At 71.4% G+C, this 25,947-nt stretch carries 28 protein-coding genes (1 of these 28 running past the window's edge); 21 read left to right on the top strand and 7 right to left on the bottom strand.

The features are described from left to right. Positions 1-2: 2 nt before the first annotated feature. On the bottom strand, positions 3-1,355 hold the full coding sequence (locus HUW46_RS02770) for an amino acid deaminase (protein WP_254125756.1): 1,353 nt from the start codon (positions 1,353-1,355) through the stop codon (positions 3-5). A gap of 125 nt (positions 1,356-1,480) precedes the next feature. On the opposite strand from HUW46_RS02770, the gene HUW46_RS02765 reads away from it, so the two are divergent. The 3 genes from HUW46_RS02765 to HUW46_RS02755 are packed head-to-tail and all read left to right on the top strand — an operon-like array spanning position 1,481 to position 3,623. Next, positions 1,481-2,458, top strand: a complete 978-nt coding sequence (locus tag HUW46_RS02765; protein WP_256451449.1) for a sugar kinase — start codon at positions 1,481-1,483, stop codon at positions 2,456-2,458. Continuing rightward, the gene (locus tag HUW46_RS02760; RefSeq protein WP_215545755.1) at positions 2,455-3,237 is read left to right on the top strand and encodes an IclR family transcriptional regulator; all 783 of its coding nucleotides are present in this window, start codon (positions 2,455-2,457) and stop codon (positions 3,235-3,237) included. The genes HUW46_RS02765 and HUW46_RS02760 overlap by 4 nt, the downstream gene beginning before the upstream one ends. A 2-nt stretch (positions 3,238-3,239) precedes the next feature. Beyond that, a complete protein-coding gene (locus tag HUW46_RS02755; RefSeq protein WP_215545754.1) occupies positions 3,240-3,623 on the top strand; it encodes a RidA family protein in 384 nt (127 codons plus the stop codon). 4 nt (positions 3,624-3,627) lie between these two features. Here the strand turns inward: HUW46_RS02755 and HUW46_RS02750 are convergent, their stop codons facing one another. Genes HUW46_RS02750 through HUW46_RS02740 form a run of 3 tightly spaced genes read right to left on the bottom strand, consistent with a single transcriptional unit; the run spans position 3,628 to position 5,729 of the window. Next, a complete protein-coding gene (locus HUW46_RS02750) occupies positions 3,628-4,638 on the bottom strand; it encodes a 1-aminocyclopropane-1-carboxylate deaminase (protein WP_215545753.1) in 1,011 nt (336 codons plus the stop codon). Continuing rightward, positions 4,635-5,294, bottom strand: a complete 660-nt coding sequence (locus tag HUW46_RS02745; RefSeq protein WP_254125754.1) for a GntR family transcriptional regulator — start codon at positions 5,292-5,294, stop codon at positions 4,635-4,637. The genes HUW46_RS02750 and HUW46_RS02745 overlap by 4 nt, the downstream gene beginning before the upstream one ends. 60 nt (positions 5,295-5,354) lie before the next feature. Further along, positions 5,355-5,729 carry a DUF1844 domain-containing protein gene (locus HUW46_RS02740; RefSeq protein WP_215545752.1) on the bottom strand — a complete coding sequence of 125 codons (375 nt, stop codon included), beginning with the start codon at positions 5,727-5,729 and terminating at the stop codon, positions 5,355-5,357. 315 nt (positions 5,730-6,044) lie between these two features. Between HUW46_RS02740 and infC the strand changes: the two genes are divergently transcribed. From infC to pheT, 6 genes are all read left to right on the top strand, one after another. Then, on the top strand, positions 6,045-6,599 hold the full coding sequence (gene infC, locus HUW46_RS02735) for a translation initiation factor IF-3 (protein WP_215549637.1): 555 nt from the start codon (positions 6,045-6,047) through the stop codon (positions 6,597-6,599). 70 nt (positions 6,600-6,669) lie between these two features. Further along, positions 6,670-6,864, top strand: coding sequence for a 50S ribosomal protein L35 (gene rpmI / locus HUW46_RS02730; protein WP_215545751.1), 195 nt, complete (start codon positions 6,670-6,672; stop codon positions 6,862-6,864). Between the two features lie 65 nt (positions 6,865-6,929). After that, entirely contained in the window at positions 6,930-7,310 is a 381-nt protein-coding gene (gene rplT, locus HUW46_RS02725; RefSeq protein ID WP_215545750.1) for a 50S ribosomal protein L20, read from the top strand. An 8-nt stretch (positions 7,311-7,318) separates the two neighbouring features. Next, a complete protein-coding gene (locus HUW46_RS02720) occupies positions 7,319-8,209 on the top strand; it encodes a TrmH family RNA methyltransferase (RefSeq protein ID WP_215545749.1) in 891 nt (296 codons plus the stop codon). A 79-nt stretch (positions 8,210-8,288) separates the two neighbouring features. After that, positions 8,289-9,356: a phenylalanine--tRNA ligase subunit alpha gene (pheS, locus tag HUW46_RS02715; RefSeq protein ID WP_215545748.1), complete on the top strand. Its 1,068-nt coding sequence runs from the start codon at positions 8,289-8,291 to the stop codon at positions 9,354-9,356. Continuing rightward, positions 9,357-11,897 (top strand): phenylalanine--tRNA ligase subunit beta, encoded by a 2,541-nt coding sequence (pheT, locus tag HUW46_RS02710; protein WP_215545747.1) that lies wholly within the window; start codon positions 9,357-9,359, stop codon positions 11,895-11,897. It abuts the gene before it with no gap. Between the two features lie 56 nt (positions 11,898-11,953). On the opposite strand, the gene HUW46_RS02705 is transcribed toward pheT, so the two are convergent. After that, positions 11,954-12,652 carry a DNA alkylation repair protein gene (locus tag HUW46_RS02705; protein WP_215545746.1) on the bottom strand — a complete coding sequence of 233 codons (699 nt, stop codon included), beginning with the start codon at positions 12,650-12,652 and terminating at the stop codon, positions 11,954-11,956. A gap of 199 nt (positions 12,653-12,851) precedes the next feature. Here HUW46_RS02705 and HUW46_RS02700 point away from each other — a divergent pair, with 199 nt between their 5' ends. Next, entirely contained in the window at positions 12,852-14,456 is a 1,605-nt protein-coding gene (locus HUW46_RS02700) for an alpha/beta hydrolase (protein WP_215545745.1), read from the top strand. 68 nt (positions 14,457-14,524) lie between these two features. Here HUW46_RS02700 and HUW46_RS02695 read toward each other — a convergent pair whose 3' ends face one another. Then, on the bottom strand, positions 14,525-15,145 hold the full coding sequence (locus HUW46_RS02695; protein WP_215545744.1) for a DUF4240 domain-containing protein: 621 nt from the start codon (positions 15,143-15,145) through the stop codon (positions 14,525-14,527). A gap of 125 nt (positions 15,146-15,270) precedes the next feature. Here HUW46_RS02695 and HUW46_RS02690 point away from each other — a divergent pair, with 125 nt between their 5' ends. The 9 genes from HUW46_RS02690 to argH all read left to right on the top strand — a co-directional run bounded on the left by HUW46_RS02690 (position 15,271) and on the right by argH (position 24,325). After that, positions 15,271-15,762: a helix-turn-helix domain containing protein gene (locus HUW46_RS02690; protein ID WP_215545743.1), complete on the top strand. Its 492-nt coding sequence runs from the start codon at positions 15,271-15,273 to the stop codon at positions 15,760-15,762. Between the two features lie 121 nt (positions 15,763-15,883). After that, on the top strand, positions 15,884-16,912 hold the full coding sequence (gene argC, locus HUW46_RS02685; RefSeq protein ID WP_215545742.1) for an N-acetyl-gamma-glutamyl-phosphate reductase: 1,029 nt from the start codon (positions 15,884-15,886) through the stop codon (positions 16,910-16,912). Next, the gene (gene argJ / locus HUW46_RS02680; protein ID WP_215545741.1) at positions 16,909-18,093 is read left to right on the top strand and encodes a bifunctional glutamate N-acetyltransferase/amino-acid acetyltransferase ArgJ; all 1,185 of its coding nucleotides are present in this window, start codon (positions 16,909-16,911) and stop codon (positions 18,091-18,093) included. The genes argC and argJ overlap by 4 nt, the downstream gene beginning before the upstream one ends. After that, positions 18,090-19,010: an acetylglutamate kinase gene (gene argB, locus HUW46_RS02675; protein WP_215545740.1), complete on the top strand. Its 921-nt coding sequence runs from the start codon at positions 18,090-18,092 to the stop codon at positions 19,008-19,010. Before argJ ends, argB begins: the two co-directional genes overlap by 4 nt. Further along, on the top strand, positions 19,007-20,206 hold the full coding sequence (locus tag HUW46_RS02670; protein WP_215545739.1) for an acetylornithine transaminase: 1,200 nt from the start codon (positions 19,007-19,009) through the stop codon (positions 20,204-20,206). Before argB ends, HUW46_RS02670 begins: the two co-directional genes overlap by 4 nt. Further along, the gene (gene argF / locus HUW46_RS02665) at positions 20,206-21,132 is read left to right on the top strand and encodes an ornithine carbamoyltransferase (protein ID WP_215545738.1); all 927 of its coding nucleotides are present in this window, start codon (positions 20,206-20,208) and stop codon (positions 21,130-21,132) included. Before HUW46_RS02670 ends, argF begins: the two co-directional genes overlap by 1 nt. After that, positions 21,129-21,650 carry an arginine repressor gene (locus HUW46_RS02660; protein ID WP_215545737.1) on the top strand — a complete coding sequence of 174 codons (522 nt, stop codon included), beginning with the start codon at positions 21,129-21,131 and terminating at the stop codon, positions 21,648-21,650. Before argF ends, HUW46_RS02660 begins: the two co-directional genes overlap by 4 nt. Next, positions 21,643-22,845: an argininosuccinate synthase gene (locus HUW46_RS02655; RefSeq protein WP_215545736.1), complete on the top strand. Its 1,203-nt coding sequence runs from the start codon at positions 21,643-21,645 to the stop codon at positions 22,843-22,845. The genes HUW46_RS02660 and HUW46_RS02655 overlap by 8 nt, the downstream gene beginning before the upstream one ends. 61 nt (positions 22,846-22,906) lie before the next feature. Beyond that, on the top strand, positions 22,907-24,325 hold the full coding sequence (gene argH / locus HUW46_RS02650) for an argininosuccinate lyase (protein WP_215545735.1): 1,419 nt from the start codon (positions 22,907-22,909) through the stop codon (positions 24,323-24,325). Here argH and HUW46_RS02645 read toward each other — a convergent pair. Next, a complete protein-coding gene (locus tag HUW46_RS02645) occupies positions 24,301-24,765 on the bottom strand; it encodes a GlcG/HbpS family heme-binding protein (protein WP_254125751.1) in 465 nt (154 codons plus the stop codon). The genes argH and HUW46_RS02645 overlap by 25 nt on opposite strands. Before the next feature lie 58 nt (positions 24,766-24,823). Here HUW46_RS02645 and HUW46_RS02640 point away from each other — a divergent pair, with 58 nt between their 5' ends. Together HUW46_RS02640 and HUW46_RS02635 are read left to right on the top strand one after the other, a co-directional pair. Then, entirely contained in the window at positions 24,824-25,447 is a 624-nt protein-coding gene (locus HUW46_RS02640; protein ID WP_331477218.1) for a VOC family protein, read from the top strand. Further along, a protein-coding gene (locus HUW46_RS02635; RefSeq protein ID WP_215545734.1) for a DNA-3-methyladenine glycosylase crosses the window boundary here: on the top strand, positions 25,447-25,947 show its 5' portion. 129 nt of this gene lie beyond the right edge of the window; 501 of the gene's 630 nt are visible here — the first part of the coding sequence; its start codon is at positions 25,447-25,449; its stop codon lies beyond the right edge, outside the window. The genes HUW46_RS02640 and HUW46_RS02635 overlap by 1 nt, the downstream gene beginning before the upstream one ends.

Genomic DNA, 25,947 nt, shown 5'->3' with positions numbered 1-25,947 from the left:
TCCTAGAAGTAGGTGCGGACGAAGCCGGTGACGGTCTCGCCGTCGGCGGCGACGAGCGGCAGCAGCGGCCACTTGTCGAACACCGTGCACGGGTGCGAAAGGCCGAGCCCGACCCAGTCACCGACCTCGACGGGGGAGGACTCCGGCAGTTTCAGGAACGCGTGCTGGTCGTTCATCGCGGTCACCTCGTGCCCGTCGAGGGGTAACGGTGCCGCACCGGGACGCCGCAGCACCTGCGGCTCGGGCAGGCCCTCGTCGAACGACGCGTCCCGCTTGCCCATCGTGAGCAGCGCCAGCCGGTCGGTCGGCCGCGAGGTCACCTGCGCCCACACCCGCAGCGCGGGTCGCAGCGGTGCGGCGTCGTCGATCCGCGGCGTGCCGCCCAGCGGCGAGATCCCGCGGTAGAAGCCGTCGTCGTGGGTCACGTACGCGCCGCTGCGCAGCACCGGCAGCACCTCGAGGTCGTCCGGCCAGCCGGTGGCGATCCCGGCGGCGACCTGGTCGAAGTAGGCGCTGCCGCCCGCGGTCACCATGATCCGGCCGTCGAAGAACCCTTGCCGGGCAAGGAAGATCGTGAACGCGCGCACGCGGTCGAGGTAGGCGTCCACGGTGCGCCGCGCGGCCTCCGATGAGTCGTGGGCGAGCGCGCCCTCGTACCCGCCGACACCGGCCAGCCGCACCGCGGGGCTCCGGCGCGCGGCCTCGGCGATCGCCAGCGCGGCCTCGTCGTCGCGCGCGCCGGTGCGCCCGTGGTCCCCGCCCAGCTCGACGAGCACGTCGACCTGCCGCCGCGCGCCCGCAGCCGTCAGCGCCTCGGTCATCAGCTCGACCCCGCGCACCGAATCGACCCAGCAGGTGAAGTCGAATTCGGCGTCGCGGTCCAGTTCCGCGGCCAGCCAGCGCAGCCCGGCCGGGTCGAGCAGCTGGTTCGCCAGCACCACGCGGGACACGCCGAACGCGCGGTACACCCGCAGCTGCCCGGTGTTCGCCGCGGTGATGCCCCACGAGCCGTGGTCGAGCTGGCGTGCGAACAGCTGCGGCGCCATCGTCGTCTTCCCGTGCGGGGCCAGCACGACGCCGTGCCGCGCGCACCAGTCCGCGAGCGTGCGCAGGTTGTGCTCGACCGCTTCGTCGTCGAGCACCGCGAACGGGCCGACGAAACCGTCACCCGCGCCGGGCGCGGATTCGAACAAACGGGGGTTCCGCCGGGCGGCCTCGGTCAGGGAGAGTCCCCACAGCGCGTCGGGCACCGATTTGAACCGCCAGTCGAGCAGCTCGTCGGAGATCGCGCCGACCGCCGCGTGATCGATCGCGCCCGCGGTGCGGGACGGCGGGGAAAACCGGGGGGAAGACACAGGCTCAGCTCCGTTGCGTGAGGTGCAACGCATGTTGCGCATTTTGAGTGCCATAGGTGTAGCATCCGGCCTGTGGCTGGTCAATGGCCGGTCAACGCTGAGCTGAAGGGGCGGATGTGCCAAAGGTGCTGTGTATCGGGGAGTCGATGGCGCTGTTCGTGCCCGCCGAACCCGGCCCCCCGCACGAGGTCCGCACGTGGAAGCGGACGATCGGCGGCGCCGAGTCCAATGTGGCCTGCAACCTCGCGGCGCTCGGCGTGCGCAGCGCGTGGGTCAGCGCCGTCGGCGACGACCCGTTCGGCCGCGCGCTGCGCGACGAGATCGGCGCCGCCGGGGTCGACGTGCGCGCGGTCGCGATCGACCCGGCGCGCCCGACCGGGCTCTACGTCAAGGAAAGCGGCGCGCAGGGCAGCCCCGTCCGCTACTACCGCACCGGGTCGGCCGCCTCGGCGATGGGCCCGGACCTGGTCGCCGAACTCGATCTCGCCGGTGCCGATTTCATCCACCTCAGCGGGATCACCGCGGCGCTCTCGGAGAGCTGCCGCGAACTCGTCCGCGCGCTCCTCACCGCGCCGAGGGGCACCGCACGGATCTCGTTCGACGTCAACTGGCGGCCCCGCCTCTGGCAGGACCGCGATCCCGCCGTGCTCGCCGAATTCGCCAACCTCGCCGATGTCGTGCTCGTCGGTGACGACGAAGCCGCCGCCGTCTGGGGCGTCGGCGACCCGGCCGGGCTGCGCGCGCTCCTGCCGGACCCGCCCACGCTCGTGATCAAGCACGGCGAACGCGGCGCCACCCTCGTCGAACGCGGCGCCGACGGAACAGACTCCGAAGCCGTGTTCGCCCCCGCCCTGTCCGTCGACGTCGTCGAACCCGTCGGCGCCGGTGACGCCTTCGCCGCCGGGTTCCTCGCCGCCACCCTGCGCGGCGACGACCCGAGGACCCGCCTGCGCAGCGGGCACCTCCAAGCCGCCGTCACCCTGCGCACCCACGACGACGTCGCCCCGCCGCTGCCCTCGTGGATCGTCGCCGGCCTCATCGGCGCCGACGACGAAACCTGGGGAGCGGCGCGGCTGACCGGGGACGGGATGGTGCGCCGGTGAGCCAGAGCCTCGACCGCGCGCTGACCCTGATGACCCGGCTCGCCACCGGGGCCAAGACGCTCGACCAGCTCGCCGAATCCGCCGGCGTGCACAAGTCCACGGTGCTGCGCCTGCTGCGCACGCTCGAATCGCACCACTTCGTGCTGCGCGAAGGAACCCGCCACTACCGGCTCGGCAGCGCGCTGTTCGACCTGGCGAACCAGGCGCTCGAAGACCGCGACGTCCGCAAGGCGGCCGGGCCCGCGCTGGCCGCCCTCAACGACCGCACCGGGCACACCGTGCACCTGGCCAGCTTCGAGGACGGCGAAGTCGTCTACATCGACAAGTACGAGGGCCGCCACTCGGTGCGGATGTACTCGCGCGTCGGCAAGCGCGCACCGCTGCACTGCACCGCCGTCGGCAAGGTGCTGGCCGCCGACCTGGCGCCGGCCCGCCGCGCGGAACTAGCCGAATCCCTCGACTACGAGGCGAAGACCGGCAACACCATCACCTCGGCGAAGGCCTACCTCGCGGAACTCGACCTCGTCGCCGAGCGCGGGTACGCGGTGGACAACGCCGAGCACGAAGACTTCATCCACTGCGTCGCGGCCCCGATCCGCGGCGCACTCGGTGGCGTGGAGGCCGCGGTGTCGGTCTCGGTGCCGAAGGTCCTGCTGGACTTCGAGGGGCTGCTCGCCCTGGTACCCGATCTCGTCGCCGCGGCGGAAGAGGCGTCCGCCGCCAACGGCTGGACGAAACAGCGCAGTGTCGATATCAACAGCAGCAGTGAAAGGGGATGACGATGGCTAAGGTCGCGATCAGCACGGAGGCGGCCCCCAAGCCGGTCGCCGCGTTCTCGCAGGCGGTCCGCAAGGGCAACCTCGTGCAGGTGGCAGGCCAGGTCGCGTTCGACCCGAAGACGGGCGACGTCGTCGGCGAGAACGTCGCCGACCAGACGCGGCAGACGTTCAAGAACATCGAGGCCATCCTCGCCGAGGCGGGCGCGAGCATCGACGACGCGATCATGGTGCGCGTGTACCTGACCGACACCGCGCACTTCGCCGAGTTCAACGAGGTCTACAACACGCTGGTGTCCGAGCCGTACTCGGCCCGCACCACGGTGTACGTCGGCCTTCCCGCCCCGCTCCTGGTCGAGATCGACGTCCTCGCCGTAGTGGGCGACTGACGTTTCAGAAGGGGAGTTCGCGGTAGGCGCTCAATGCGGGTTGCCCGCCCAGATGGGCGTAGAGCACCTTCGAACCCGGCTCGATCTCGCGCCGTGCCACGAGATCGAGCAGCGCCGCCGCGGACTTCCCTTCGTACACCGGGTCCGTGATCACGCCCTCGGTTCGCGCGAGCGTCCGCATGGCGTCCATTGTGGACTCGTCGGGGACGCCGTAGGTGCCAGCGTGGTACCGCTCGTCGAGTTCCACATCGGACTCTTCGACGCCGTGCGCGACCCCGATCAGTTTCGCGGTGGCGTCGGCGATCCTCGCGACCTGTGCCCGCGTCCGCTCGGGCCGCGCCGAGGCGTCGACACCGAGGATCCTTCTGTCCTTTCCCGACAGTGCGGCGCCCGCGACCATCCCGGCCTGGGTGCTGCCGGTCACCGAGCACACCACGACGGTGTCGAAGAAGATGCCCAGTTCCCGTTCCTGCGCCTCCAGCTCGAAGATCCAGTTGGCGAAGCCGAGCCCGCCGAGCCGGTGATCGGAGGCGCCCGCCGGGATCGCGTAGGGACGCCCGCCGGTCCGTTCGACGTCGGCGATCGCCTCCTCCCAGCCCCGCTTGTACCCGATGTCGAACGCGGCGTCGTTCGTCCTGATCTCGGCGCCGAGCATCCGGGACAGCTGGAGGTTCCCGACCTCGCCGTACTCGCCGTCGTCGCGGTCGACCCAGCGTTCCTGCACCAGCACCGCCTTCAGGCCCGCACGCGCCGCGGCGGCCGCGACCTGGCGGGTGTGGTTCGACTGCACACCGCCGATCGACACCAGCGTGTCCGCCCCGGTCGCCAGCGCGTCGGCGATGAGGTATTCGAGCTTGCGCGTCTTGTTCCCGCCGAACGCGAGCGGCGAGTTGACGTCCTCGCGCTTCGCCCACACCTCCGCGCCGCCGAGGTGTTCGCTCAGCTTCGCCAGCGGGTGCACCGGGGACGGGCCGAACAGCAGCGGGTACCGCTCGAACGCGGCGAGTGCGGTCATGACGCTCCTTTTTCGGTGTCCAGCAACGGTTCCAGCTCCGCCCAGATCTCTCCGGCGACGCGTGCCGCCTCCGCCGCGTCGGCGGAAGCGATCGCCTCGATCAGCTCGTCGTGCCTGCGCACCGACCGCTGCGCGGGCAGGCTGGCGAACCGCGTCCGCTCCAGCCTGCGCAGCAGCGGCGTGTAGCGGGCGAGGGTGTCCGCGACGGCGCGGTTGCCGCACGCGCGGACCGGGATGCCGTGCAGCTCGTCGTCGGCGGCGATCGCGGCGGCCACGTCCCCGGCGGCGACCGCCGAAGCGAACTCGGCGTTCGCGGCACGCATCCCGGCGATCTCGGTCGCGCCCAGCCTCGGCAGCGCGGTGCGGACCGCGAACTCGTGCAGTGCGCGCACCAGGTGCAGCGCGTCGCGGACGTCGTCGCTGACCGCGGGCGCCACCCGCGTGTAGCTCTGCGGCTTCGACTCGGCGAGCCCTTCGGCGACGAGCCTGGTCAGCGCCTGCCGCACCGGCGCGCGGGAGAGTCCCAGCTCGGCGGCCAGCGCGCCGTCGCGCAGCGGCTCTCCCGGGGGCAGTTCACCGCGGACGATGGCGGCGCGGATCCGTTCGTACGCCTCGTCGCGCAGCAGGGTGCGGGGCACCGGCTGAAGGGAACTCACATCTGAAATGTTAGTTGAAGTCGAGCCCCGGGGGAAGGGAGATCCGCCGGGGGAGGGGGGTCAGTAGACGGGGCCGGTGTACTTCTCGCCGGGGCCCTTGCCCGGTTCGTCGGGTACCGCGGAGGCCTCGCGGAACGCCTTCTGCAGCGACTGCAGGCCGTCGCGCAGCGGGCCCGCGTGCAGGCCGAGGTACTCGGCGGAGGACGTGACCAGCCCGGCCAGCGCGGTGATCAGGCGGCGTGCCTCGTCGAGATCGCGCCGGGGACTCGAGTCCGGGTCCTCGTCGGCGAGGCCGAGGCGCTCCGCGGCCGCCGACATCAGCATCACCGCGGCCCGGCTGATCACCTCTACACTGGGGATGTCCTCGAGTTCGCGAACCGGCGGCTCGGCGCCCCCGGCGGAATTTTCGGGCTGGGTAAAAGCGTTCTCTGACACGTCTGGTACCCTTCCACGTGCGACCAGCCCCTGAGCAATCGGGGGCCGCAAGTGGAGCCCCGCTCCCACCCGAGTCACCGCCCGAGGTGGCCGGGTCCGGTCTCGCCACCACGGTGGGCGTCGGTCATGCCGAAGCGCATCGGGCGAAGCGCCCGGGTCATCGCACCCGGTCGTGATCGGAAACTGGGCCCCGCGTGCGAGCATCCCGTGCTCGCGTCGGGGCCCGCGGTATGTGGGCACCAGGTCGAGAAACGAGAGCACCTTTCCACGGGGAAGGGTGCGTGCAGACAGTATTCCTCGGACCAAGGAGGCCCCATCAGCTCCGAGACGCGCATCAACGAGCGCATCCGCGTTCCCGAGGTCCGCCTCGTCGGACCCAATGGTGAGCAGGTCGGCATCGTCCGCATCGAAGACGCGCTCCGGCTCGCCCAGGAAGCGGATCTCGACCTCGTCGAGGTCGCCCCCCAGGCGCGGCCGCCGGTGTGCAAGCTCATGGACTTCGGCAAGTTCAAGTACGAAAGCGCGCAGAAGGCGCGTGAGTCTCGCCGGAACCAGCAGCTCACCGTCATCAAGGAACAGAAGCTGCGTCCCAAGATCGACCAGCACGACTACGAGACGAAGAAGGGCCACGTGTCCCGCTTCCTCGCGGCCGGCAACAAGGTCAAGGTGACCATCATGTTCCGAGGGCGCGAGCAGTCCCGTCCCGAGCTCGGGTTCCGCCTGCTGCAGAAGCTCGCGGACGACGTGACCGAACTCGGCTTCGTCGAGTCGTCGCCGAAGCAGGACGGCCGCAACATGATCATGGTGCTGGCGCCGCACAAGAACCTGAAGGCGAAGCCGAAGGCGACACAGGAACCCGTCGAGTCCTGACGCCGGCCACCCGACGCAGCAGTCAGCGGCACCCGGGATCCCGGGTGCCGCCGCATGAAAGAGGACAACTATGCCCAAGATGAAGACGCACAGCGGGACGTCCAAGCGGATCCGCGTCACCGGCAGTGGCAAGCTGCGCCGTCAGAAGGCGGGCCGCCGCCACCTGATGGAGAAGAAGGCCAGCAAGGTCACCCGCAGGCTCGAGGGCACCACCGAGGTCGCCACCAACGACGTGCCTCGCGTGAAGCGCCTGCTCGGGCGCTGACCGTTTCAGACTTGTAGTAACCACCGGGGTGTTCCCTCGCCCCCTGAGATCGACAGGATGGACCCGTGGCACGCGTCAAGCGGGCGGTCAACGCCCAGAAGAAGCGTCGCGCAACTCTCGAACTGGCCAGCGGCTACCGCGGCCAGCGTTCGCGGCTGTACCGCAAGGCCAAGGAGCAGACGCTCCACTCGCTCAACTACGCCTACCGGGACCGCCGTGCCCGCAAGGGTGACTTCCGCCAGCTGTGGATCACCCGCATCAACGCGGCGGCCCGCGCCAACGGCGTCACCTACAACCGGTTCATCCAGGGCATCAAGGCCGCCGGTGTCGAGGTCGACCGCAAGATCCTCGCCGACCTCGCCGTCAACGACGCCGCCGCCTTCACCGCGCTCGCGGAGCTGGCGAAGCAGAACGTGACGACCGGCGAAGAGAAGAAGTCGGCCTGATCACCGGCGTGGCCCACGACGCGCTCGGACAACCCGGGGCGGATCCGTTCACCGAACGGACCCCCCGGGTTGTCGCTGCGCGGCGCCTTACGCGCAGGGCCGACCGCGAGAAGGCGGGCCGGTTCCTGGCGGAGGGCACGAACGCCGTCTCCGAGGCGCTTTCCCGCGCCGGCGGCGAGCCGGGTTTCGTGCACGAACTGTTCGCCACCGAGCGCGCGGCCGCGCAGTACCCCGATCTCGTCGCACGGGCTCGCGAACTCGGGGTGCCCGTCTCGCCGGTCACCGACAGGGCGGCCACCGCGCTCGCGGAAACCGTGACCCCGCAAGGTGTTGTCGCGGTCTGCTCGCTCGTCGATCGTCCACTTGAGACGGTGCTGGCGAGTGCTTCCGGGCTCGTCGCCGTGCTCGACGGCGTGTCCGACCCCGGCAACGCGGGCACCGTGATCCGCGTCGCCGACGCCGCGGGCGCTGCCGCCGTCGTGCTGGCGGGCACGAGCGTCGACCCGCACAACGGCAAGTGCGTCCGCGCCTCCGCGGGCAGCCTGTTCCACCTCCCCCTCGCGCGGAGCAGGGACACCGCGTCCGTGCTGGCGGCCTGCCGCGAGTCCGGGTTCCAGATCCTCGCCGCGCACGGCTACGCCGCCGCGGATCTCACCGAGGTGGACCTGTCGGTGCCCACCGTGTGGGTCTTCGGCAACGAAGCGCACGGGCTCGGCGACGAGGTGCTCGCCGCCGCCGACCTCGGCGTGCGCATCCCCATCTACGGCCGCGCGGAGAGTCTCAACCTCGCCACGGCCGCCGCGGTGTGCCTCTACGGCAGCGCGATGGCGGCCCGTCACGCGCCGCCGGGGGTGGACCCGGCGAGGGTGACCGACAGTGGTCGAGGGCCGGTCGCCTAGAATCGTCAGGCGATCCTGCACGGGCTACCCCGCCCGCGTGAAGCCGCGAAAACCCCGTCACAGCGGACGCCGAGGAGCTATGTCCGGAGCCAACGAATCCCAGGACGCGAACCAGGCCGGTGTGCTCGCGCCAGAGACCCTGCGTGCCGCGATCAAGAACGCCGAAGCCGAGTTCGCGGGCGCCGCGGACCTCGACGAGCTGGCGAAGGTCAAGCCCGCCCATCTCGGGGACAACGCGCCGCTGATGCTCGCGCGCCGCGAGATCGGCGCGCTGCCGAAGGCAGAGAAGGCGGACGCGGGCAAGCGGGTGAACGAAGCGCGCCAAGCGATCCAGGGCGCCTTCGACGACCGCCGTGCCGTGCTGCAGGCCGAGCGCGACGAGCGCGCGCTCCGCGAAGAGTCCGTCGATGTCAGCCTGCCGTGGGACCGGGTCCCGCGCGGGGCGCGGCACCCCGTCGCGGCGGTGGCCGAGCGGGTCGCCGACGTCTTCGTCGCGATGGGCTACGAGGTCGCCGAGGGCCCCGAGGTCGAGGCCGAGTGGTTCAACTTCGACGCGTTGAACTTCGGCAAGGACCACCCGGCCCGGCAGCTGCAGGACACCTTCTACATGGCGCCTGAGGACTCCGGGCTGGTGCTGCGCACGCACACCTCGCCGGTGCAGGCGAGGACGCTGCTGCACCGCGAGCCGCCGGTGTACGTGGTCTGCCCCGGCCGCACCTTCCGCACCGACGAGCTGGACAGCACCCACACCCCGGTGTTCCACCAGGTCGAGGGCCTCGCCGTGGACAAGGGCATCACGATGGCCCACCTCAAGGGCACCCTGGACGCGTTCGCCCGTGCCATGTTCGGCGAATCGTCGAAGACGCGGCTGCGCCCCCACTTCTTCCCGTTCACCGAGCCGTCCGCCGAGGTGGACGTGTGGTTCGAGGAGAAGAAGGGCGGGCCAGGCTGGGTCGAATGGGGCGGCTGCGGCATGGTCAACCCCAACGTGCTGCGCGCCTGCGGCGTCGACCCGGAGGTGTACTCCGGCTTCGCGTTCGGCATGGGGCTCGAACGCACCCTGCAGTTCCGCAACGGCATCCCCGACATGCGCGACATGGTCGAGGGCGACATCCGCTTCACCCTTCCCTTCGGAACGGAGGCCTGAGTGCGCGTCCCCGTGAGCTGGCTGACCGAACACCTCGAACTCGACGAGTCGGTCGGACCGGATGAACTGGTGGCGGCCTTCGTCCGGATCGGGATCGAGGTCGACGACGTCCAGGCGCTCGAACCGGTCACCGGTCCGCTGGTGGTCGGCAGGGTGGCCGAGATCGAGGAGCTGACCGAGTTCAAGAAGCCGATCCGGTTCTGCCGGGTCGAGGTCGGCGAGGACACCTCCGCCGAGGCCGAAGCCGAAGAGGGCGAAGGCGACGAGGGTTCCGGCCTCGCCGGGATCCGCACGCGCGGGATCATCTGCGGTGCCTCGAACTTCGCCGAGGGCGACCTCGTGGTGGTGGCGCTGCCGGGCGCGGTGCTGCCGGGCGGGTTCGAGATCGGGTCGCGCAAGACCTACGGCCGCCTCAGCGAAGGCATGATCTGCTCGGTGCGCGAGCTCGGCATCGGCGACGACCACAGCGGCATCCTGGTGCTCTCGCCCGGCACCGCGAGCCCCGGTGACGACGCGAACGAGCTGCTCCAGCTCACCGACACGGTGCTCGAGCTGACCCCCAGCCCCGACCGCGGCTACGCGCTGTCGATCCGGGGGCTGGCCCGCGAGCTGTCGAACGCGCTCGACGTGCCCTTCGGCGACCCGGCCCACCTGGAGATCCCCGAGGCCGAGGGCGACGCGTGGCCGGTGCGCATCGAGGACACCACCGGCTGCCGCCGCTTCGTGATGCGGCGGGTGAAGGGACTGGACGCGGGCGCGCCGTCGCCGTGGTGGATCCGGCGCAGGCTGATGCTCGCCGGGATCCGGTCCATCTCGCTCGCCGTCGACGTCACCAACTACGTGATGCTCGAACTCGGGCACCCGCTGCACGCCTGGGACACCGCTTCGGTCAAGGGCGATCTGGTGGTGCGCAGGGCGAAGCCGGGCGAGAAACTGACCACTTTGGACGATGTCGAGCGCGCGCTCGACCCGGACGACGTGGTGATCGCCGACGACACCGGCGCCGTCTCGCTCGCGGGCACCATGGGCGGTGCGGGCACCGAGATCGGCGAGGCGAGCACCGACGTGCTGCTCGAGGCCGCGCACTGGGACCCGGCGTCGATCAGCCGGACCGCACGGCGGCACAAGCTGTTCTCCGAGGCGGCCAAGCGGTTCGAGCGGTTCACCGACCCGCAGCTGTGCCCCGCCGCGGTCGAGCTGGCGGCGAAGCTGCTGCGCCAGTACGGCGACGGCAGCATCCAGCCGGGGCGGACCGACGAGGGCCAGGTCGAGCCGAACCCGCCGGTCACCATGCCGATCAACCTCCCGGACCAGGTCGCGGGCGTGCGCTACGAGCGCGGCGTCACCGCGCGCAGGCTGGGCCAGATCGGCTGCCGGGTCGCGGTGAGCACCAGCGACCACGGCGTCGCGATGGTCACCGCCTACCCGCCGAGCTGGCGCGCCGACCTGGCGCAGCCAGCCGATCTCGTCGAAGAGGTGCTGCGGCTCGAGGGGTACGACAGCATTCCCTCGACCCTGCCCGCGGCGCCCGCCGGTCGCGGTCTCACCGAGGCGCAGCGCCGCCAGCGTTCGGTCGCCAGGGCACTGGCCGAGGCCGGATACGCCGAGGTGCTGCCGTTCCCGTTCGTCGCGCCGTCGGTGTGGGACGACCTCGCCCTGCCGGAGGACGATGTCCGGCGCCGGACCGTCGCGGTGCTCAACCCGCTCGACGCGGACAAGAACCAGCTCGCCTCCTCGCTGCTGCCGGGTCTGCTGGAAACCTTGCAGCGCAACCTCGCCCGCGGGGCGAAGGACGTCGCGCTGTTCCACATCGGACAGGTGGTGCTGCCGCCGGAGTCCGCGGTGGCCGTCCCGGACCCCGCCGTGTCCGCGCGCCCGAGCGACGAAGAACTCGCGGCGCTCGAAGCGGCCGTGCCCGCGCAGCCGAAGCACGTGGCCGTGGTGATCAGCGGGCAGCTCCGCCGCGCCGGATGGTGGGGCGAAGGGGAGCAGGCGACCTGGGCGGACGCGATCGAGGCCGCGCGGATCGTGGCGGCGGCCTCCGGGGTCGAGCTGACCACGCACACCGCGGACCTGCTGCCGTGGCACCCTGGCCGCTGCGCCCAGCTCCGGGTGGGCGACTGGCCCATCGGGCACGCGGGTGAACTGCACCCGAAGGTCGTCGAGGCGCTCGGCCTGCCGAAGCGGGCCGTCGCGATGGAACTCGACCTGGACGCGATCCCGCAGACCGACCGCAGGCCGGCGCCTTCGCTGTCGGCCTACCCGCCCGTGCTGGTGGACGTCGCGCTCGTGGTGGACGAATCGGTGCCCGCGGCCGAGCTCGCCGACGTGCTCGCCCAGGGCGGCGGCGACCTGCTCGAGGACGTCTCGCTCTTCGACGTCTACACGGGCGAGCAGCTCGGCGAAGGGAAGCGCTCGCTGGCCTACAAGCTCCGGTTCCGCGCGCCGGACCGCACGCTGAAGGCGGACGAGGCGACCGCGGCCCGCGACGCCGCGGTGGCCGCCGCGGCGGATCGCTTCGCCGCCGCGCTCCGGGCCTGACAGCTCGACCGCGAAGCCGCTGACCGGGCCACCTCGCCGGGTCAGCGGCTTCGCCGTCAGCTGAGGTGCTTCATCGCTTCGCGCACCGAAAGCGGGGACAGGCCAGCGGGACCGCGGTGGGCCGAGACGAAGTCGCGCACCCAGTCCGGTGCGGTCCTCGAGTAGTCCCGCAACGCCCATCCGATGCCCTTGCGCAGGAAGAAGTCCTTGTCGGCGAGCGTGGCTTCGACCGCCGCGGTGAGCAGTTCCGTGTCCGTGTCGTCCTTCGCGCCCACCTGGCAGATCACCGCGGAGCGGCGGAGCCATCGGTCCTCGCCCGCCGCCCAGTCGAGCATCATCGGGGTGACCGCGGCGCGGTCCGCGCGCAGGATCGGGCCGACCCGCCGGATGGCGATCTCGTCGACGTAGTCCCACCACGCCCCGGTCACGATCATCTCCCGGTACAGCCCCAGCAGTCCCGCGTCCTGCCACCGCCGGTAGGGCCGGTGCCCCGAAAGGTCGATCGCGAGGTAGCGCTCCTCCCGGAATTCGGCCTGCCGCCACAGTGCGCGAACTGTTTCCGTGAATATCCCCCGATCGGAGAACGGATTCGCGGCGAAGAGGTGCTTCGCGAATGCGCTGCGTGCCGGTTTGGGTACACCGCGAAACGGCATCTCGGATTTCATGTACCGCCGCATCTCGGGGGCTTTCACCGGATCGGCCAATTCGGCCAGCCCCGCCTTCACGTCGGCGATCAACGAGGTGGAACCGGTCATGGTCAGGTCCTTTCGGGACGGTGCGGGCGCGGCCGCCGCGGCAGGGCGCGGCGTTCGGTCGCGGCGCGTGAGCGAGGAGGAGCAAACCGAATACCAACGAAAGATGGCTGGTGAAATTCGCGTCGTTCGGCGAGATTGTTCGCCAGTGTTGGTAGTTTCTGCTGCCGATACGCGACACGGGTCGACGAAAAGAGACAAAGTGAAACGATTCGCCGCCGCAGCCGCGGCAGCCGGTGTGGTCGCCGGTGGTCTCCTGATGGTTCCCTCCGCCACCGCGGCTCCCGCCGCGGCGCCCGAGTTCAAGCCGGCCTCGATCAGCTGGGGGCCGTGCCAGAGCGACCGCCTGAAGAAGGCGGGCGCGGAATGCGGTTTCCTCGACGTACCGCTCGACTACCAGCAGCCTGACGGGGCGAAGGCCTCGATCGCGGTGTCGCGCATCAAGCACAAGACGCCGCAGTCGCAGGGCATCATGCTGGTCAACCCCGGCGGCCCCGGCGGGTCCGGGCTCGGCCTGGCGACGCTGGGCGCCTCGGTGCCGAACAAGGCGGGCGAAGCCTACGACTGGATCGGCTTCGACCCGCGCGGCGTCGGCTCCAGCAAGCCCGCGCTCACCTGCGACAAGAACTACTTCGCCTACGACCGGCCGGACTACCTGCCGGTCACGCCGCAGCTCGAAAAGGTGTGGCGGGACAAGGCCGCGGGCTACGCGAAGGCGTGCGCCAAGAACGGCGCGCTGCTCGACCACATCAAGACCACCGACGTCGCCAAGGACATGGACAGCATCCGGAAGTCCCTCGGCGAGCAGCAGATCAACTTCTACGGCTTCTCCTACGGCACCTACCTCGGCCAGGTGTACAGCACGCTGTACCCGAAGAACGTGCGCCGCATGGTGCTCGACGGGAACGTCGACCCGCGCAAGGTCTGGTACCAGGCGAACCTCGACCAGGACGTGGCGTTCGACAAGAACATCAAGATCTACTTCGACTGGCTCGCCAAGCACGACGACGTCTACCACCTCGGCAAGACCGGCGACGCCGTGGAGCGGCTCTGGTACGCGGAGAAGAAGAAGCTGGACGCGAAGCCCGCGGGCGGGGTGATCGGCTCCGACGAGTGGACCGACATCTTCCTGCAGGCCGGGTACTACGTGTTCGGCTGGGTGGACATGGCGAACGCCTTCTCCGGCTGGGTGCACAAGGGCGACTGGCAGACCCTGAAGGGGCTCTACGACGACTCGAACCCGCCCGGTGACGACAACGGCTACGCGGTCTACAGCGCGGTGCAGTGCTCGGACGTCCAGTGGCCGCAGAACTGGAACAAGTGGCGCATCGACAACTGGCTGACCCACTTCCGCGCGCCGTTCGAGACCTGGGGCAACGCCTGGTACAACGCGCCGTGCGTGACCTGGCCGGCCAAGTCCGGCAAGCCGGTCGAGATCAACGGCGCCAAGGTGCCCGGTGCCCTGCTGATCAGCGAGGAACTGGACGCGGCGACCCCGTTCGCCGGCAGCATCGAGGTCCGCAAGCGGTTCCCGAACTCGAGCCTGATCGGCGCGCCCGGCGGCACCACGCACGCCGGTTCGCTGTCCGGTGTCTCGTGCGTCGACGACCGGGTGGCGGAGTACCTCAGCTCCGGCAAGCTGCCCGTGCGCAAGGCGGGCAACGGGCCCGACGTCGAGTGCCCCGCGGTACCGGCGCCGGAACCGGAGGGCTCGCCGTCGGCCAAGGCCGACAACGGCGCCAAGGGCGCGGGCAAGCAGCCCGCGGAGCTGCGCGCCGTGCTGACGGCGCAGGCCGCACACGCCTGATTCCGCGCTCCCCGCGCCCGGTGCCCCGGTCTCGTCGAGGCCGGGGCACCGGTCTGTCCGGCGCCGGTTCACCGCCACGCCTTCCACGCGAACGGCCGTTCGTGGAACAGCGCGCCGTCGAAGCGGCAGGACCCGCCGGGAAGGTGACGGGCGGTGAGCCGGGGAAAACGCCGCCGCAGCAAGGGAAAGTCCGCTTCGGTGAGGTAGCCCCACGGGCGGTCCGGCGGATCGATGCCGCCGATCGTCGCGGCCAGGTTGCGGGTGTCCGCCGGATCGAGCACCCGGTGCGCGACGGTCGTCACCGCGCCGGCGCTCGCGATCTCCGCGTCGTCGACGTCCCAGCGGGCCAGCACGTCCGGCTCGGCCAGTGCGCGCCGGTACGCGCGCCGCCCGCGCAGGAGCAGCCACGACACCGCGTCCCGGAACTGCCAGCGGTCGACCCCGCCGAGCGCGATCCCGAACGCGGTCCAGAGATCCCACCGGTAGGCGCGCCGGTGCACCGCGGCGAGCGTGCGGTGGAACGCGAGCACTTCGCGGACCTCGCGCTCTTCCAGCAGCCGTTCGAGCCCGCGCACGCGCAGCGCGCTTTCCGGCGTGCCCAGCTGGCGGTTCAGATCGGCCACGCTGCCGCGGCGCGCGCTCCCGCGCCGGGCGGTGCCGATCACCCGCCAGAACTCCCGCTCCGTCATACCGTCCCCCTCGCAGTCACGAACTCCGGAGAACGGTAGGCGCGGGGACCGACAGTTCGCCGAGCGCAGTGCCCCGGACGCGGTGGGTGAGCGAAACTGTCGGCACGGCGCGCTAGCTTGCCGTCATGAACATCATCGAAGAGCACCGGACCGAGATCCGGACGCGGAACAACATCACGTACTCCATCCAGCTGACCACCACGCCGGCCGCGGAATCGGGCACTCCGGCGCGCACCTCCATCAAGGTGTGCGGTGTCGGCGAGCGGGGCGAGCCGGTCGCCGACGGCGGGTTCGAGACCGATACCGCCGAGGTGCCCGCGGTCGCGGCGCTGCTGGCCGAGACCTTGCTCGCGCACGGCGGAATGGCGGGTGGCGGCCGAAGAACACGGCCGTCCGCCGCGTCGCGGGGCCGCCCGTGGACCGCGGAGCTCGACGCCGATCTCGAACGCCGCTGGCTGGCGGGCGAGGGGGTCGCGGAGATCGCCGCGGAACTGGGGCGCACGCCGGGCGGGATCAGGGCGCGCCTGCCCAGGGTCGGCTGCGATCCCGAGCGCGTCGGCGAGTACCTGCCGCGCCCGCCGAGCAAACGAGCGGAGGAGGACGCCGAACCCTGGTGAGGCCGGGCCCGGCCGCCTCCCGGCGGCCGGGCGCACCCGGATCGCGGCCGCCGGTGTGATCCGCACCCGCCTTGCGAATACCCGATTGCTTAGGTTTGCATGGGCATGCATAATTATTCGCATGACGGTGAAGATCGCGATCGCGGGCGCGAGCGGGTACGCGGGTGGTGAGCTCCTGCGCCTGCTGCTCGGTCATCCCGAGGCGGAGATCGGCGCGCTGACGGCGGCCAGCAGCGCGGGCACGCCGCTCGGCGCCCACCAGCCGCAGCTCGCCCCGCTGGCGGACCGCGTGCTGGCGGAGACGACGCCGGAGACGCTCGGCGGGCACGAGGTCGTGTTCCTCGCGCTGCCCCACGGGCACTCCGCGGAGATCGCCGCGCGGCTCGGGCCGGACGTGCTGGTGATCGACCTCGGCGCGGACCACCGCCTCGCCAGTGCCGCCGATTGGCAGCGCTGGTACGGCGGTGACCACGCGGGGCAGTGGCCGTACGGGCTGCCCGAGCTCCCCGGCGCGCGCGAGAAGCTGGCCGGCACCAAGCGGGTCGCCGTGCCGGGTTGCTTCCCGACCGGCGGGTCGCTGGCGCTCGCCCCCGCGTTCGGTGCCGGGCTCGTCGAGCCCGAGGTCACCGTCGTCGCGGTCACCGGCACCTCCGGTGCGGGGCGCAGCCTCAAGGCGAACCTGCTCGGCTCGGAGGTTATGGGTTCGGCGCGCGCGTACGGCGTCGCCGGCGCGCACCGGCACACCCCGGAATTCGCGCAGAACCTCGGCGCGGTGGCCGGAGCACCGGTCACCGTGTCGTTCACGCCGGTACTGGCGCCGATGCCGCGCGGGATCCTGACCACCGCGAGCGCGCCGCTGAAGTCCGGTGTGGACGGTGCCGCGATCAGGGCCGCCTACGAAAAGGCCTATGCCGGCGAACCGTTCGTCCAGCTGCTGCCCGAGGGGAGCTGGCCCGCCACCGCGGCCACCCTCGGCTCCAACAACGTCCAGCTCCAGGTGGCGGCCGACACCGACGCGGGGCGGCTCGTCGCCGTCGCCGCGATCGACAACCTGACGAAGGGCACCGCGGGTGGCGCGGTGCAGTCCATGAACTTCGCGCTCGGCCTCCCCGAGGAGACCGGGCTCTCGACCGTGGGAGTAGCGCCATGACCGTGCCCGTGCGGCGCGATGCCGGTGTCACCGTGCCCGCCGGGTTCCGCGCCGCGGGTGTCGCGGCCGGGATCAAGGCCTCCGGCGTGCTCGACCTCGCGCTGGTGGTCAACGACGGCCCGCGCGACGCCGCGGCGGGCGTGTTCACCCGCAACGTGGTGAAGGCCGCGCCGGTGCTGTGGTCGCAGGAGGTCCTCAAGCAGCGCAGGCTCCGCGCGGTCGTGCTGAACTCCGGTGGTGCCAACGCGGCCACCGGGCCCGGTGGCTTCCAGGACGCGCACGCCACCGCCGAGAAGGTCGCCGAAGTGCTCGGGTCCGGCGCGATCGAGGTCGCGGTGTGCTCCACCGGGCTGATCGGGGAGCGGCTCCCGATGCCCGCCCTCCTGTCCGGTGTGGACAGTGTGGCCGCCGCGCTGGCGGGTTCGGCCGGTGCGGGTCTCGACGCGGCCACCGCGGTGATGACGACCGACTCGGTGCCGAAGCAGGCCGCCGCCGAGCATCCGGGCGGCTGGCGCGTCGGCGGGTTCGCGAAGGGCGCGGGCATGCTCGCACCCAACCTCGCCACGATGCTGTCGGTGCTGACCACGGACGCCGAGGTCGAACCGGAGGTGCTCGACAGGGCGCTGCGCGCGGCCACCGCCGTCACCTTCGACCGGCTCGACGTCGACGGCGGCACGTCCACGAACGACACCGTGCTCGTGCTCGCTTCCGGGGCGAGCGGGATCCGTCCCGACGAGGCGGCGCTCACCGAAGCGCTCACCGCGGTCGCCCTCGACCTGGTGCTCCAGTTGCGCGCCGACGCCGAGGGCGCGACCAAGGACGTCGACGTCGTCGTCACCGGCGCCGAGAGCACCGATGACGCGATCGCCGTCGCGCGCACGGTCGCCGAGGACAACCTGGTGAAGACCGCGCTGTTCGGCTCGGACCCGAACTGGGGCCGGATCGCGATGGCGCTCGGCAGGGCCGCCGCGCGGATCGACCCCGATCTGGTGTCCATCGCGATCAACGGGATCACCTTGTTCGCCAAGGGCACTACGGCCGCGGACCGGTCCGAGGCCGACCTGTCCGGGCGGGCCGTCGAGATCGTGATCGACCTCGGCCTCGGCGAGGCCGGGACGACCGTCTACACGACGGACCTCTCGCACGGCTACGTCGAAGAGAACAGCGCGTACTCGTCGTGACCCCGCCCGAATCCTTGATCAGCGCCGACCGCAGGCTCGCCACCGCGGCCGAGAAGGCCGAGGTGCTCGTCGAGGCGCTGCCGTGGCTGCAGCGCTTCACCGGTGCCACCGTGGTGGTCAAGTACGGCGGCAACGCGATGATCGACGACGACCTGAAGCGGGCCTTCGCGCAGGACATGGTGTTCCTGCGGCTGGCTGGCCTGCACCCGGTGGTGGTGCACGGCGGCGGGCCGCAGATCACCGCGATGCTGGACCGGCTCGGCCTCGCCGGCGAGTTCAAGGGCGGCCTGCGGGTGACCACCCCGGAGACCATGGACATCGTGCGGATGGTGCTGGTGGGCCAGGTCGGCCGCGAGCTGGTCGGCCTGGTCAACGCGCACGGCCCGTACGCGGTGGGCATCTCCGGTGAGGACGCGGGGCTGTTCACCGCCGAGCGCAAACAGGCCACTGTGGACGGTGAGCTGGTGGACATCGGGCTGGTCGGCGAGGTGGCCGAGGTCAACCCGGACGCGGTGCTCGACATCGTGAACGCGGGCCGGATCCCGGTGGTCTCCACCGTCGCCCCGGACGCGGACGGCGTGGTGCACAACGTGAACGCGGACACCGCGGCGGGCGCGCTCGCCGCCGCGCTGGACGCCGAGAAGCTGGTCGTGCTGACCGATGTCGAAGGGCTCTACGCGAACTGGCCGGATCGCTCCTCGCTGATCGACCGGATCAGGGTGGACCGGCTCGAGCAACTGCTGCCGGGGCTGGCCAGCGGGATGATCCCGAAGATGGAGGCGTGCGTGCGCGCGGTCAGGGGCGGCGTACGGCGGGCGCACGTGATCGACGGCAGGCTGGCGCACTCGGTACTGCTGGAAGTGTTCACCTCGCAGGGGATCGGCACCATGGTGCTGCCGGAGAAGGGGACATCGTGAGCGAGTTCGAGTCCAATGTGGATGCTCAGCAGCGCTGGCGGTCCGCGCTGATGGACAACTACGGCACCCCGGGGCTGGCGCTGGTCCGCGGCGAGGGCGCGCACGTGTGGGACGCCGACGGCACGCGCTACCTCGACCTGGTCGGCGGGATCGCGGTGAACGCGCTCGGGCACGCCCATCCCGACGTGGTCCGCGCGGTCTCGGAGCAGATCGCGGGCCTCGGCCACACTTCCAACCTCTACGTCAACCCGGTCACCGTCGAACTGGCCGAGGCGCTGCTCGACGTCGCCGGGTTCGCGGGCAACGGCAAGGTCCTCTTCGTCAACTCGGGCGCGGAGGCGAACGAAGCCGCGTTCAAGATCAGCAGGCTCACCGGCCGCACGAAGATCGTCGCCTGCGAGGGTGCGTTCCACGGCCGCACGATGGGCGCGCTGTCGCTGACCGGGCAGCCGGGCAAGAAGACCCCCTTCGAACCGCTCGTGCCGGGTGTCACGCACGTGCCCTTCGGTGACATCGACGCCCTGCGCGCGGTGGTCGACGGCGAGACCGCGGCGGTCGTGCTGGAACCCGTGCTCGGGGAAGGCGGCGTCATACCCGCGCCGGACGGGTACCTGCACGCGGCACGGGAGATCACCAAGCGGGCTGGCGCGCTGCTCGTGCTGGACGAGGTGCAGACCGGGATCGGCCGCACCGGCGCCTGGTTCGCCTTCCAGCGCGCCGGGGTCGAACCGGACGTCATCACGCTGGCGAAGGGCCTCGGCGGCGGGCTGCCGCTGGGCGCCGTGATCGGCGTCGGCGAGGCGGCGGACCTGTTCAAGCCCGGCCAGCACGGCACCACCTTCGGCGGTAACCCGGTGTGCTGCGCGGCGGGGCTCGCGGTGCTCAGGGCGATCCGCCGGGACGGCCTCAACGAGCGCGTCGCGGCGCTCGGCAAGGACATCACCGCCGGGGTCGAGGAGCTGGACCACCCGCTCGTCGCCGGGGTCCGCGGCGCAGGTCTGCTGCTCGGTATCGCGTTGCGCGAGAACGTGTCGGCGGCCGTCGCCAAGGCCGCGCAGGAAGCGGGGTTCCTGGTGAACCCGGTCGCGCCGGACACCATCCGGCTGGCACCCCCACTGATCCTGAGCGCGGGGGAGGCGGGCGAGTTCCTCGCCGCGCTGCCCGCCGCGCTCGACTCCACCACGAAGGACGTCTGATGCCCCGCCACTTCCTCCGGGACGACGATCTGACGCCGGAAGAGCAGCTCGCCGTGCTCGACCTCGCCGACGAGCTGAAGGCCGAACCGTTCAAATCCCAAGCGCTGCAAGGGAAATCGGTCGCGGCGATCTTCGAGAAGAACTCGACCCGCACCCGTTTGTCCTTCGACGTAGGCATTTCGCAGCTCGGCGGCCACTCGGTGATCGTGGACGGCCGCGCCATGCAGCTCGGTCGCGAAGAGACCATCGAGGACACCTCGCGGGTGCTCTCGCGGTACGTCGACGCCGTGGTGTGGCGGACCTTCGCGCAGGCGCGCATGGACGCGATGGCGTCGGTGTCGGCGATCCCGGTGGTCAACGCGCTGACCGACGAGTTCCACCCGTGCCAGGCGCTCACCGACCTCCAGACCATCCGCGAGCGCAAGGGAAAGCTCGCCGGGCTGACCCTGACCTACCTCGGCGACGGCGCGAACAACATGGCGCATTCGCTGCTGCTCGCCGGAACCACGGCGGGCATGCACGTCAGGGTGGTGTCGCCGGAGGGCTTCCAGCCGGATCAGGGCGTCATGCTGGACGCCAAGAAGCGCGCTTCGGACACCGGCGGCAGCACCACCGTCCTGATCGACCCGCACGAGGCCGTGGACGGCACCGACGTGCTGGTCACCGACACCTGGACCTCGATGGGGCAGGAGAACGACGGCAAGGACAGGGTGGGCCCGTTCCGCGCGCTGCAGGTGAACGCGGCGCTGCTGGAGCGGGCCGCGCCCGGCGCGATCGTGCTGCACTGCCTGCCGGCCCACCGCGGCTGGGAGATCACCGACGAGGTGCTCGACGGGCCGGCCAGCGCGGTGTGGGACGAGGCGGAGAACCGCCTGCACGCGCAGAAGGCATTGCTCGTCTGGCTGATGGAGGCCGCGCGACGATGATCAGCAGGGCCGCCCGCAAGGCCAGGATCGCCGAGCTGGTGTCCACGATGGCCATCCGGAGCCAGACGGAGCTGATGAACCTCCTGGCCGAGGAAGGGATCGAGGTGCACCAGGCGACCCTTTCGAGGGATCTGGACGAATTGGGTGCGGTGAAGTTGCGGGGTGCGGACTCCGGTGCTCCGGTGTACGTGATCCCGGAGGACGGGAGCCCGGTGCGAGGTGTCCAGGGCGGCACCACGCGACTGTCGAAGCTGCTCGAAGAGCTGCTCGTCTCGGTCGACGCGTCGGGAAATCTCACGGTGCTGCGCACGCCGCCCGGTGCGGCGCAGTTCCTGGCCAGCGCCATCGACAAAGCGGCGCTGGCCGAGGTCGTCGGCTCGATCGCCGGCGACGACACGATCGCGGTGATCGCCAGGGAGCCGCTGTCGGGAATGGACCTGGCACAGCGGTTCGCCGCACTGGCGCAGCGAGCGTCTACTTTGGACCTGAACGGTAGTGAGGAGAACAACGGTGACTGAGCGGATCGTGCTCGCCTATTCGGGCGGGCTGGACACCTCCGTGGGGATCGGCTGGATCGCGGAGGAGACCGGCGCCGAGGTGGTGGCCGTGGCCGTCGACCTCGGCCAGGGCGGCGAGGACCTGGAGACCATCCGGAAGCGCGCGCTCGACTGCGGTGCGGTGGAAGCCGTCGTCGCGGACGCCCGCGCGGAGTTCGCGGACCAGTACTGCCTGCCCGCGCTGCAGGCGAACGCGCTCTACATGGACCGCTACCCGCTGGTGTCGGCGCTTTCGCGGCCGGTGATCGTCAAGCACCTCGCCGAGGCGGCCAAGTACCACGGCGCCTCCACCGTCGCGCACGGCTGCACCGGCAAGGGCAACGACCAGGTGCGCTTCGAGGTCGGCATCGGCGCGCTCGCGCCCGATCTCAAGGTGATCGCCCCGGTGCGGGACTTCGCCTGGACGCGCGAGAAGGCGATCCAGTACGCCGAGGAGCGCAACCTGCCGATCGACGTGACGAAGAAGTCGCCGTTCTCGATCGACCAGAACGTGTGGGGCCGCGCGGTCGAGACCGGGTTCCTCGAGGACCTGTGGAACGCGCCGACCAAGGACGTCTACTCCTACACCGAGGACCCCACGGTCAACTTCCAGGCGCCGGACGAGGTGGTCATCACCTTCGACAAGGGCGTCCCGGTCGCGATCGACGGCGAGACCGTCACCGTGCTGGAGGCGATCCAGCAGCTCAACCGCAGGGCGGGCGCGCAGGGCGTCGGCAGGCTCGACATGGTCGAGGACCGGCTCGTCGGGATCAAGAGCCGCGAGATCTACGAGGCGCCGGGCGCGATCGCGCTGATCACCGCGCACCAGGAGCTGGAAAACGTCACGGTGGAGCGCGATCTGGCGCGCTTCAAGCGGACGGTCGACCAGCGGTGGGGCGAGCTGGTGTACGACGGCCTGTGGTTCTCGCCGCTGAAGGACGCGCTGGACACCTTCATCCAGTCCTCGCAGGAGCACGTGACCGGGGAGATCCGGATGGTGCTGCACGGCGGGACCGCGGTGGTCAACGGGCGGCGCAGCGAGGAGTCGCTGTACGACTTCAACCTGGCCACCTACGACGAGGGCGACACCTTCGACCAGTCGCTGGCGAAGGGTTTCGTCCAGCTCTGGGGCCTGCCGAGCAAGATCGCCGCCAAGCGGGACCTCAAGAAGAACTGATGACGAGGGTGCGCGCGGCACACGGCCGCGCGCACCTCCCACGACGAGCAAAGGGAAGATCGTGAGCGGGAAAGAGCAGCCGGTGCAGCTGTGGGGCGGCCGGTTCGCCAGCGGACCGGCGGAGGCCATGGCGGCGCTGAGCGCGTCGACCCATTTCGACTGGCGCCTCGCGCCGTACGACATCGCCGGATCGCGTGCGCACGCCAGGGTGCTGCGCGACGCGGGCCTGCTCACCGACGAAGAGCTCACCGGGATGCACGCGGCGCTCGACACGCTCGCCGAGGACGTCGCCTCCGGGGCGTTCACCCCGACGATCGCCGACGAGGACGTCCACACGGCGTTGGAACGCGGCCTGCTGGAGCGCGCGGGCACCGAACTCGGCGGCAAGCTGCGCGCGGGCCGCTCGCGCAACGACCAGGTCGCCACCCTGTTCCGTATGTGGTTGCGTGACGCCGCGCGGCGCGTCGTCGCGGGGACGCTCGATGTCGTCGATGCCCTTGTCTCCCAAGCGAAACGGCACCCCGAGGCCATCCTGCCCGGCCGCACGCACCTGCAGCACGCGCAGCCGGTGCTGCTCGCGCACCACCTCCTCGCGCACGGGCAAGGACTGCTGCGGGACGTCGGCAGGCTGCGGGACTGGGACGCGCGCACCGCGGAGTCGCCGTACGGTTCCGGCGCGCTCGCCGGGTCCTCGCTCGGTCTCGACCCGGAAGCCGTCGCGGCCGAGCTCGGCTTCGAGACCAGCGTGGAGAACTCGATCGACGGCACCGCCTCCCGCGACTTCGTCGCCGAGTTCGCGTTCGCCGTCGCGATGCTGGGCGTGAACCTGTCCCGGATCGCCGAAGAGGTGATCATCTGGAACACCGCCGAATTCGGCTACGTAACGCTCGACGACGCGTGGGCGACCGGCAGCTCGATCATGCCGCAGAAGAAGAACCCCGACGTCGCGGAGCTGACCAGGGGCAAGTCGGGGCGGCTGGTCGGCAACCTCACCGGGCTGCTGGCCACGTTGAAGGCGCAGCCGCTGGCCTACAACCGGGATCTGCAGGAGGACAAGGAGCCGGTGTTCGACTCCGTCGAGCAGCTCGAACTCCTCTTCCCCGCGATAGCGGGCATGATCGGCACGCTGACCTTCCACACCGAGCGGCTCGCCGAGCTGGCCCCCGCCGGGTTCACCCTCGCCACCGACATCGCGGAATGGCTGGTGCGCCAAGGGGTTCCGTTCCGCGTCGCGCACGAGGCGGCGGGGGAGAGCGTGCGCGTCGCCGAGGCGCGCGGCGTCGGGCTCGACGAGCTGACCGACGAGGAGTTCGAGAAGATCAACCCCGCGCTGACGCCCGAGGTGCGGACCGTGCTCACCGTCGAAGGCTCGGTCCGATCGCGTGACGCGAAGGGCGGCACCGCGCCGGTCCGCGTCGCCGAACAACGGGAGCGGCTCGTCGCCAAGGTGGCCGCCTACCGGGAGTGGGCCGACGGCTGAGCGGTCCCTTCGGACAGGTGCGTCCGCCACCGTTCGACGGCGACCAGCACGGCCTCCTCGTCCTCGTCGCCGTGGGCACCCGAAGCGGCGGCGGCGCCGAGGGCCACGTCGCCGCCGGTGACGAGGATTCCGCCCGCCCGAGGCACGAAATCGCTGTCGTACAGGTGCTGGATGCTGTCGGTGATCTGGGACGGCAGCTCACCGAGCGCTCTCGACGGTTGCAACGCCACCAGCGCGGTGCGGGCCTTGGCCACGGCGATCCTGCTGGTCATCGGCATGCCGCCGTCGGCGCGCCGCAGGACGATCACTTCGCCCGCGACATCGATCACGGCCACCGCCAGTGGCGGGAAGCCGCGTTCGGCGCCGACGTCCAACGCCGCCTGCGCGAGCCAGTCGGCGTCGGCCAGTGTCAGTCCGGGAAGGCGAGGAATACCGGTCATGGGACCGAATCTAGCGGGCCACGATCGGCCTGACGCGTTCGTCGGGTAGACAGGAGCGGTGGGCATCGAACTCGACCACCTGATCTACGCGACCCCCGATCTCGACGCGACGGTCGCCGCGCTGCGGGCGAGCGGAGTGCCGCTGTCGCCGGGCGGGCCGCACGTCGGCATGGGCACCCGGAACTTCCTCGGCGGCCTCGGTGCCGGGGCCTACCTCGAAGTGGTCGGACCGGATCCCGGCCAGGACGAACCCGGTGCGCCGCGGCCCTTCGGCATCGACTCGCTCGCCGGGCCGCGCCTGGTGACCTGGGCCGCGCGGACCACGGACCTCGACGCCGCGATCGCCGATGCCGCCGGGGCCGGACACGACGCGGGCACCCCGGGCGAGATGGCACGCGAACGCCCGGACGGCGTGCTGCTGCGCTGGCGGCTCGCGTTCCCGCCGGACAACGCGGGCGGGGTGCTGCCGTTCCTGATCGACTGGGGTTCCTCGGCGCATCCTTCCGGGAGCGCGGCGAAAGGGGCCGCGCTCGAGTCGTTCGCGCTGGCCCATCCTGACCCGGACCGCGTTGCCGAGGTGCTGCGCGCGCTCGGTTCCGACGTCCCGGTCGAGCGAGGTCCGGCTGGTGTGACGGCCGTGCTCGGCCTTCCCGACGGCGGCAGGCTGGAGCTGGGGGAGTAGTGGCGGATCGGCTGTTCACCAGGGACGAACTGGCGCTCGACCCGCTCGACCTGGCGGCGGGTCTGCTCGGGTCGGTGCTGGAATGCGAGAGCCCGGACGGCACGGTCGCCGCGAAGCTCACCGAGGTCGAGGCCTACCGGGGTGAGGACGACCCGGCTTCGCACTGCTACCGGGGCAGGACGCCGCGGAACCAGGTGATGTGGGGGCCAGCGGGTCACCTGTACGTGTACTTCGTCTACGGCATGCACTTCTGCGCCAACGTCGTCGGGCGCGAGGACGGCGAGCCGGGCGCGGTGCTCGTCCGCGCGGCCGAGATCGTCGAAGGCGTCGAGCTGGCACGCGGGCGCCGCGAGGCGGCGCGCCGCGATGACCAGCTCGCCCAGGGCCCGGCCAGGCTGACCTCCGCGCTCGGCATCGGCCCGCAGCACAACGGCGTGGACCTCACCGATGCCGCGTCACCGGTCCGGTTGCGCCGCGCCGAACCCGCCGCGGTGATCCGG

The sequence above is a fragment of the Amycolatopsis sp. CA-230715 genome (genome assembly GCF_018736145.1).
GTDB lineage: Bacteria > Actinomycetota > Actinomycetes > Mycobacteriales > Pseudonocardiaceae > Amycolatopsis.
Note: the sequence above shows the minus strand (reverse complement) of the source record. Positions and strands in the feature narration are given on the sequence as shown.

Excerpts from the sequence above, each read along its gene's own strand:
- HUW46_RS02755 (WP_215545754.1), top strand. The coding sequence starts at position 3,240 with ATGGCTAAGGTCGCGATCAGCACGGAGGCGGCCCCCAAGCCGGTCGCC.
- HUW46_RS02750 (WP_215545753.1), bottom strand. The coding sequence starts at position 4,638 with ATGACCGCACTCGCCGCGTTCGAGCGGTACCCGCTGCTGTTCGGCCCG.
- rpmI (WP_215545751.1), top strand. The coding sequence starts at position 6,670 with ATGCCCAAGATGAAGACGCACAGCGGGACGTCCAAGCGGATCCGCGTC.
- pheS (WP_215545748.1), top strand. The coding sequence starts at position 8,289 with ATGTCCGGAGCCAACGAATCCCAGGACGCGAACCAGGCCGGTGTGCTC.
- HUW46_RS02705 (WP_215545746.1), bottom strand. The coding sequence starts at position 12,652 with ATGACCGGTTCCACCTCGTTGATCGCCGACGTGAAGGCGGGGCTGGCC.
- HUW46_RS02695 (WP_215545744.1), bottom strand. The coding sequence starts at position 15,145 with ATGACGGAGCGGGAGTTCTGGCGGGTGATCGGCACCGCCCGGCGCGGG.
- HUW46_RS02690 (WP_215545743.1), top strand. The coding sequence starts at position 15,271 with ATGAACATCATCGAAGAGCACCGGACCGAGATCCGGACGCGGAACAAC.
- argC (WP_215545742.1), top strand. The coding sequence starts at position 15,884 with ATGACGGTGAAGATCGCGATCGCGGGCGCGAGCGGGTACGCGGGTGGT.
- argJ (WP_215545741.1), top strand. The coding sequence starts at position 16,909 with ATGACCGTGCCCGTGCGGCGCGATGCCGGTGTCACCGTGCCCGCCGGG.
- argF (WP_215545738.1), top strand. The coding sequence starts at position 20,206 with ATGCCCCGCCACTTCCTCCGGGACGACGATCTGACGCCGGAAGAGCAG.
- HUW46_RS02660 (WP_215545737.1), top strand. The coding sequence starts at position 21,129 with ATGATCAGCAGGGCCGCCCGCAAGGCCAGGATCGCCGAGCTGGTGTCC.
- HUW46_RS02645 (WP_254125751.1), bottom strand. The coding sequence starts at position 24,765 with ATGACCGGTATTCCTCGCCTTCCCGGACTGACACTGGCCGACGCCGAC.